Below are 7,885 nucleotides of genomic sequence, written 5' to 3'. Positions count from 1 at the left end.
CAGTATACCTATATGATTGTAAAGGGTTTTGTAACTACTTATAGAAATTACTTAAGCGGATTTATTTATTAACTCAGAACGTCGTTCATTATTAACGAACGACTTGTTTTGGATCATAAGATAAAACCGAGTATACTAGCCGGCATTGCCATGAGGAAAAGATGCCGGGTAAGTGAAAAATAAGGATGCGATGTTATATGAGACAAATAACAAAGCCAATTTCTGAGAAAAATAAATATTTAGTTGCTTCAGTAGATCGCGCAATAGAACTCCTTTTTCTGCTTGAAGGCGCACCACGAGAAATGGGAGTCACCGAACTAAGCAGAGCTCTCGGTGTACAGAAAAGCACAACACACAATTTACTGCAAACTTTACTTGCTAGAGATCTCGTACGTCAGACAGATACAGGACATTATACATTGGGTTTTCGCCTAATGCCGCTCGGATTGGCTTGTACTGAGCGTTTAAATATTCGCAGAATTGCTTCCCCTATTCTAAAAGAATTAGTTAACGAAGCTGAAGAGGTTGTTCTTTTGGCAGTGCTATCTGCCAATCAATTGACAATCATTGAAAGATTGGAGCCCTCACGTTCGGCTTTCATTGTCCCGCGCTTTGATTACTGCAATACTTTTCACAGTACTGCTCTTGGAAAAATATTTCTGGCATTTAATTCAGATGAATTCATTAATAAAGTAATGGCTCAACCATTAACACAATATACTTCTTATACGATAACCGACAGGCAAACTCTATTTAAAGAAATCACCCAAATTAGGGAACTGGAATATTCTGTTGCAAGTAACGAAACTATCGAAGGCGTTACCTGTATTGGTGCACCAATAATTAACGCCAATGGTAAACTTGAGGCAGCTATTACTATTTCGGGTGCTACAGCCTGGTTTAATACAGAAAAGTATACTTCTGTTATCCGCATATTGCAGGAAAAGGCAAGATTAATTTCGCAACAACTAGGATATCGGGAATAGGTTGCTCATAGAATAAATTTCATTTTCTGCTTGATTATACCACCATACAATCTCCAATTAAAAATAGAAGCCATATCACTTTTACGTGAACGGCTTCTATTTTTATACCTTTCTGTTCTAGCAAAATATCACTCGCGTCAAGATCATCCCCGTTTATTTCATGATTTTCTACTTTGGGAAGATATTCTGCTTTCAGAAACAACTTCTACTTAATGACTATCATTTGCTTTCTGAAAGAGTTTCAATGGAAAGCAGCGTATCACCATTAAAACTTAGTTTCTCGGTATCATAGATCCAAACTGAATCATCTGCTTCAGTACGGAGTGGTTTGCCCCAACTAAGCTGTACTTGCCCTTTACTCATACCTGCTGCTACATTCCCGTTTTGAATTTGACTCCATAATTCATAAGAACCGCCAAGACTAACTCTCGGATCTTCCGTAAACAAAGCATCTTGCCAAGGAGGCGTCTGGGTCCAAGCTTGAGTTGGCATATTAGTCCAACTGTAAGCTATGGGTAAAACCGCCTTTTCTCCATTTACTGAAACAATGAGCCAAATCGGTTCTTCGGATTGATTACCCGCATATACATCAACCACGGTAACCGGACCACCAATAGCAGTTGATACGGCCATTGGCGTCGTATCCCCGCCAGGAATATATAGCCCTGACAGCTCTCTAAATTTCGAATAAACAGTTTTTCCCAAAAACTGTTTACGGGCATTATTCAGATCAGATGTTAAAACCAAACCTTCTAATTGCCCGCGCATGGTACGGCCAAGCAATTTCTCACCGGTTTCATTTACTGTCATACTAACCATATACTCTTGCTGATTATAGCCGGCTGCAAATGGTACTACTGCAGTGACTGTAACCTGTTTTCCAACATGTTCAGCATAAGGAATGCGAACAGAACGATCACCTTGAAATCCCTGATTTGCCTGATTTACTGCAAAAATCTCATATCCTGCAGATTGCTTATCAGCAGGTAAAGCAAGAAATGTAAAGTTATGCCCTGCCCATTGTTCGATTTTTATATTAGCCGGAGATGTTTCACTAGCTGCCGCTGCCCAAACTGAACCAGTAGTGCCAAATCCTATTAGTAAACTTAAAATCAGTAAAATGCGTAAGCTAACTATTTTCAAATTTTATCTCCCCCCGTTTTAATTCTTCGCTATAACAACTGTGAGTAATCGGAACTCATCCCCTCGATTTTCTATGAAGCGAAAGCTCGTCTCAGCTTTTTCCTATAAAAAAACCCCCTACGTATGGATACTCGGCTCGTACCGGTGAGCGCGATATGTCACACTCCTCTATCCCGTGGCGGGTTCAACACAATATGATATTGTCAGCAGATTGGCAGCTTATAATGTATTATAATGCAAATAACAAATTCCGTCAAATAATAATTTTCTTTAAAAAATTATTATTCGTCCTCCTAGCCAGCTTTCTAGTTCCAGCCACCCAAGGCGTAGTCATGATTTTGATAAAAGCAAAAGGTGAATTTGAATCAACGCTCATATTTTGCTATAGGACCAGCGGGACAAAATTACCGAGGTTCTAAATGTGATGCCTAACTATTATGACCGCCAGCTTATATACTCATCCATTAGTACACCAAAGCCTAACCCGTCCCTTGCCTCATTCAATTAATACGATAAAACGGTAAAAAAGCAACATGGACAAGTTTCCCTATATCTGTATTTTACATAACATAATATTGAAACTTAAAACAATGCCTTAAAATACTCCAAAAAGGAGGCCGTTCTATGATTAAACGTTCCTGGGATCAAGCGATGTGCGAAGATCTGCCGCAACCGGTAAGGCCTGATGGTGCCGGCGCCCTTGATCTGGGTCCGCGGAACATCATGAGAGATTTTGAGAATCCGGACATGCTTGTCCCACCAGCCACCGATGCTGGATTAATCCCCAATTTAAAATTTTCTTTTTCCGACGCCCACATGACGTTAAATCACGGTGGCTGGTCGCGGGAAGTGACGATTAGAGAGCTGCCGGTCGCAACCACGCTTGCCGGGGTGAACATGGCCCTGACGCCAGGTGGTGTACGTGAGATGCACTGGCATTCACAGACCGAATGGGCTTATGTCCTGGTCGGGAGCGCTCGCGTCACCTCGGTTGACCAGGACGGCCGTAACTTCATTGGCGACATTTTTCCTGGCGATCTTTGGTTCTTTCCTGAAGGAATTCCGCACACGATCCAGGGATTGGAGAATGGCTGCGAGTTTCTACTCGTCTTCAACGATGGCAATTTCTCTGATCTCAATACCTTCTCAATCTCCGATTGGTTCGCGCACACACCGAAAGATATCCTGTCGGCAAATTTCGGGGTACCGAAAAGCGCCTTTGCCAATATCCCTTCAAAACAACGCTATATTTACCAATCGGAAATACCCGGACCGCTACAATGCCAGAAGGTACCTGATCCTTTCGGGACCGTGCCAAAAACCTTCAAACACCGGCTGCTTGCCCAAGCGCCGTTAATATATCCGTACGGAACGGTACGAATAGTCGATTCCACTAACTTCCCTATTTCAACAACAACCGCTGCGGCTTTGGTGGAAGTCAGGCCGGGCGGCATGAGAGAAATGCATTGGCACTTCAACGACGAGTGGCAATATTACATCTCAGGGATGGGGCGCATGACAGCATTTGCGGCTAATGGCAATGCCCGCACATTCAATGTTCAGGCCGGTGATGTAGGCTATATACCGTTCCCCTACGGACACTATGTACAAAACACAGGCGACTGCAGCCTATGGTTTCTAGAGATATTCCGGTCTGCCCACTATGCTGACATGTCGCTCAACCAATGGATGGCGTTAACTCCCCCAGAGCTGGTTCAAAGCAACTTGCATGTAGGCACGAAATTTATAGATGCCCTGCGCAAGGAAAAAGTAGAAATCGTCTAGATATGTTAAAGATCTGCTTGTCATTTTGAATGGGGTAACCGTCCTCTGGACACAATAATCCTGTTAGAATACATTATCTCGCTGCGGAGGCAATATATGTTCCTTGCTGTAACAGGTACACCGATTGAGATGGAAATCCAGAAATTGCTTACTGCAGTTCACCTTAATAAATGGCTACGTGAAGACCTATTCCATTTTAACTGGTGGTTCCTGTTAGGGTTATCGATCCTGAGTATAGTCGTCTGGTGGAAACTGCTTGATAAGACGCGATTACCTGAAATCCTATTATATGCAGTTCTGACAACACTTGTAACAATGGGAATCGATGAATGTGGCATAGAATTAACCCTATGGTTTTATCCTATCTATCTACTCCCTATTTTTCCAGTTTTAACTGCTATCAACTTATTGATTTTACCAGTGGTATTTTCGCTTGCCTATCAACACTTCAATACTTGGAAGAGTTTTATCCTGGCCAGCATTACAATAGCTGGGTTACTGTCTTTTGCCGTGGAACCTGCTCTAGTATGGGCTAATTTTTATCAATTGCTCAAATGGCAATATTATTATAGCTTCCTTATTTATGTTGCTGTGTCATTAATTATCAGATGCTTGATAGTTAAGCTTTTTGCCATTGCCGAAAAGGCTCAGGTGCACCCATATTAAGGAGGCAGCTATATAGTGTTTTTTTCTGATTCAGGAGTGTCGACCACTGTCGAACTTCAAAAAGCTTTAACTGACCTACGTATTAATGAATGGCTTCATGAGGACATATTTCACTTTAAATGGTATTTTTTAATAGGATTGTTTGTCCTTTCTTTATTTGCCTGGTGCAAACTGGTTGATAAAAAACGCCTGCCGGAAATCACTCTGCATGCGGGATTAACCATGTTCATTACCCTTGTTTTGGACGAATTTGGTGAGGAACTGACTTTATGGGATTATCCGGTTGATATAATCCCAATATTCCCACCCTTAACAGCAGTTGATTTAGTCTGCTTGCCGATGATCTATTCCCTTATCTACCAGCATTTTAAAACATGGCAAAGCTTTTTGCGTGCTACTATAATAATGGCAGGCATATTCTGCTTTGTCTTTGAGCCAATTCTGGTATGGGGCGGATTTTACGAAATAATCAAGTGGAAATATTATTATGGCTTTCCAATCTATATTATGATGGCAATCTTTATCAGATGGACGGTTATTAAAATTTATACAATTGCCGAGAACGCCAAAGCAAAAAAGAAGTTTGCCTCAAGATAACAAACTGTCTGGAAACAGCGTATGTTTCCAGACAGTTCTATTTTTCGACATGGTAAGCCATTTCAATTTTGCACTGTAACTGAATCATCAAAATAACACATTATACATACACTCAAATCACTATCATTTATATTGACGGAGAAAGCAAGAATTAAGCCTCAACACCTATTCTGGAAGGGTTGAGGCTTACATCGAAACCTATCTTAACTTAATGTTTTTTAGTTATTAGATGAGGAACTCATCAATTCATTCTTCAATTGCTGAACTTCGCTCTGCTGAGCAAGAGCAGCTGGCTTATAATATCCCTTTTGCATAGCAGTCTGAGCAATCTGATACTGCCTCTGCTCATCTTGATTTCTCATTTGCTGAAAGGTTGAGCGCAATTGCGCGTTATTTGTTTCAGCAATGACATTAGCATAGGTAGCTAAACTGCCCTTTATTGATACCAAATAATCATTTAGCATGTCTTTATCGTTCACCTTTATACCTCCTTCCTATTGTAAAAATGCCATAAGTTTTTGTTTGGAATCCCTGGCTGCTACTGCATCTTGCTGAAACATTTGCTTAAGTTGTGCATCACTGCATTGCTGAGAATATGTTTCGAGCTTATTCGCTACAGTCTCATGGCCGCCAATCATGTGTCGTAAATGCTGAAGCTCCAGCTGACTTAACTGCGTCAAGTATATACACTCCTTTCTAAACTGAATACATCATTATTATTAAACAAAAAGTTGAAAAATATCCAGATATTGAATCTTGCCTGCCGGTCTACTATCGCTAAAACTTTGTCCAATCCAATGCAAATAGGCAGGCTTATTTATTCCAGTAATAGTTACTGAACAAAAAGAGAAACATGGCAATAAAATTACTTTGCCTATGTTTCTCTTTTTTTTAGCTAAAATTCGGTGCACTGTTTATCGCGTTATTACTCAGTTACAACACGAGAACTGGCTGCCACAATTAGCAACATTACGGCAACAACCAAAAAAGCGGTGGAGAGGCTTGTTGCATGAGCAATAAAACCTATGAGTGCCGGCCCCGCCAGAATTCCTAAATAGCCAAGGGTAGTAACAGCCGATACTGCAAAGTTTAACGGCATGACTTTCTGTCGGCCTAGTACAGAATACAGTACCGGCACAATATTGGAAGCACCCAATCCGACTAGTCCAAAACCAATAAGAGAAGCGGTCCAAGTTGTAATGAATATAGCAATGGCAATCCCTGCCGACGCGCATATTCCACCCAAGATGAGTATCGTTTTTCCGCCAAATTTGTGAACAACACGATCACCATTTAACCTGCCAATCGTCATCGCAACTGAAAATAGGGAGTAACCAAGCCCTGCCTGAGAAAAATCAAACCCTCTCAGCGAAATCAAAAATACGGCGCTCCAATCCAGCATTGATCCTTCTGCAAGAAAGACAATGAAGCATAAAAATCCTATGAAAAGGACCATTCCCTTAGGAAAAACAAACAATGGCCCATCCTTTTCTTCACTCCCATAGGGCAGCAAGTGCTTTCCAAAAGCTAATAAAAGCCCTACAATCACCACGATGACACATAACACTGCAACTAGTGGTGATACGCCTGCCCAAAGAAGACCACTAACACCTCCTGCCCCAACAAAACCGCCAACACTCCATAGCCCATGAAATCCGGACATCATTGCTCTACCACTGGCTTTCTCGACAATCACGGCCTGGATATTAACTACCACATCGACCGCACCAATAGCAGCACCAAATAGCAGCAGTGCAATCACGAGTGCCGGAACGCTTGCGACCGTGGCAAGAAATGGTAAAGAAACACATATAAGTAAACTAGCAACCCAAATCATCAAACGGCAACCAAAGCGCGCCGCAAGTGCGCCAGCGAGGGGCATGGTAATAATAGATCCTGCACCCAGACACAGCAACAAAAGTCCCAGAGCACCCTCATCAACACCAAGGCGGTCCTTAGCGTAGGGAATAAGAGGTGCCCATGCCGCGATCCCAAATCCAGCAATAAAAAATGCTACCCGTGTGGAAATTTGTTGTAAATAACCCGGTATAGAACATTCAAGTAACGAGCAGTCATGTGACTGTAGTTTGAATTTGTTTTTAGTCATTACGTTGCAATTCCTTATATTCTTTTTTCTATCAGTTGAATATCACAGGCCAGCCTTTCTAAGGTAATCGAAATCAAGCCATTTATATAATCACCCTGCATGTTCTCTTGGATAATGATCTGTGGCATATGCTCATGGGGTATTATTGTTTCACAAGCATTGTAAATATCCTCCATCATATCTAGCCGGATTAAGCCTCCTGTTATTACAATTGTTTCAGGATTAATAATTGCGATGATGGATGCAATTGTTTTCACCATTAAAGGAAAATAAACATCCGCACTATTTATCTGCTTTATTTGCTCTTGTGAATGATCAAAAGGCAAATAAGACACTTCACCTGCAAAGTTAGTGTTGCCTCTAATAATATGTCCATCGACAATTATACCTGCACCTGAACAATTATCCTGCGGAAAAATTACAACCGCAATCGTTTTATCTTCATCATAATTCTGCTTTTTATAGAAACCATATGAGGTTAGATTCATATCATTCTCAACTGTAATTTGCAGATTATATTTAGCTTTTAACCAGGTAGCCAATGGAAGATCGATCAGTTCTTTAATATCACCGGCACCAATTACACCTCTATGTATAATCC

9 protein-coding genes are annotated in these 7,885 nt (G+C 41.2%); 4 read left to right on the top strand and 5 right to left on the bottom strand.

Going from position 1 to position 7,885, the window contains the following annotated elements; all coding sequences use genetic code 11:
* Positions 1 to 197 precede the first annotated feature (197 nt).
* Complete coding sequence (locus VN379_RS19450; protein WP_325536894.1) at positions 198 to 986, top strand: IclR family transcriptional regulator; 789 nt, start codon at positions 198 to 200, stop codon at positions 984 to 986.
* Positions 987 to 1,205: 219 nt separating this feature from the next.
* Here VN379_RS19450 and VN379_RS19445 read toward each other — a convergent pair whose 3' ends face one another.
* Positions 1,206 to 2,129 carry a hypothetical protein gene (locus VN379_RS19445; protein ID WP_325536892.1) on the bottom strand — a complete coding sequence of 308 codons (924 nt, stop codon included), beginning with the start codon at positions 2,127 to 2,129 and terminating at the stop codon, positions 1,206 to 1,208.
* 624 nt (positions 2,130 to 2,753) lie between these two features.
* On the opposite strand from VN379_RS19445, the gene VN379_RS19440 reads away from it, so the two are divergent.
* The 3 genes from VN379_RS19440 to VN379_RS19430 all read left to right on the top strand — a co-directional run bounded on the left by VN379_RS19440 (position 2,754) and on the right by VN379_RS19430 (position 5,177).
* Positions 2,754 to 3,914 carry an oxalate decarboxylase family bicupin gene (locus tag VN379_RS19440; RefSeq protein WP_325536891.1) on the top strand — a complete coding sequence of 387 codons (1,161 nt, stop codon included), beginning with the start codon at positions 2,754 to 2,756 and terminating at the stop codon, positions 3,912 to 3,914.
* Between the two features lie 96 nt (positions 3,915 to 4,010).
* Positions 4,011 to 4,580: a CBO0543 family protein gene (locus VN379_RS19435; protein WP_325536889.1), complete on the top strand. Its 570-nt coding sequence runs from the start codon at positions 4,011 to 4,013 to the stop codon at positions 4,578 to 4,580.
* A gap of 15 nt (positions 4,581 to 4,595) precedes the next feature.
* On the top strand, positions 4,596 to 5,177 hold the full coding sequence (locus VN379_RS19430) for a CBO0543 family protein (protein ID WP_325536887.1): 582 nt from the start codon (positions 4,596 to 4,598) through the stop codon (positions 5,175 to 5,177).
* 218 nt (positions 5,178 to 5,395) lie between these two features.
* Here VN379_RS19430 and VN379_RS19425 read toward each other — a convergent pair whose 3' ends face one another.
* The 4 genes from VN379_RS19425 to VN379_RS19410 all read right to left on the bottom strand — a co-directional run.
* Positions 5,396 to 5,656, bottom strand: coding sequence for a spore coat protein (locus VN379_RS19425; RefSeq protein ID WP_325536885.1), 261 nt, complete (start codon positions 5,654 to 5,656; stop codon positions 5,396 to 5,398).
* 15 nt (positions 5,657 to 5,671) lie between these two features.
* The gene (locus tag VN379_RS19420; protein ID WP_325536884.1) at positions 5,672 to 5,857 is read right to left on the bottom strand and encodes a hypothetical protein; all 186 of its coding nucleotides are present in this window, start codon (positions 5,855 to 5,857) and stop codon (positions 5,672 to 5,674) included.
* Between the two features lie 245 nt (positions 5,858 to 6,102).
* Positions 6,103 to 7,284, bottom strand: coding sequence for an MFS transporter (locus tag VN379_RS19415; protein ID WP_325536882.1), 1,182 nt, complete (start codon positions 7,282 to 7,284; stop codon positions 6,103 to 6,105).
* Between the two features lie 14 nt (positions 7,285 to 7,298).
* The coding region (locus VN379_RS19410; RefSeq protein WP_325536880.1) for an ROK family protein at positions 7,299 to 7,885 on the bottom strand (587 nt) is incomplete at its 5' end.

Source organism: Sporomusa sp., assembly GCF_035561255.1.
Classification (GTDB): Bacteria; Bacillota; Negativicutes; order Sporomusales; family Sporomusaceae; genus Sporomusa.
This window is presented reverse-complemented; position numbering and strand designations above follow the sequence as displayed.

Bases quoted from the DNA above. Each gene is read 5' to 3' on its own strand.
- VN379_RS19450 (WP_325536894.1), top strand. From the start codon at position 198: ATGAGACAAATAACAAAGCCAATTTCTGAGAAAAATAAATATTTAGTT.
- VN379_RS19440 (WP_325536891.1), top strand. From the start codon at position 2,754: ATGATTAAACGTTCCTGGGATCAAGCGATGTGCGAAGATCTGCCGCAA.
- VN379_RS19435 (WP_325536889.1), top strand. From the start codon at position 4,011: ATGTTCCTTGCTGTAACAGGTACACCGATTGAGATGGAAATCCAGAAA.
- VN379_RS19415 (WP_325536882.1), bottom strand. From the start codon at position 7,284: ATGACTAAAAACAAATTCAAACTACAGTCACATGACTGCTCGTTACTT.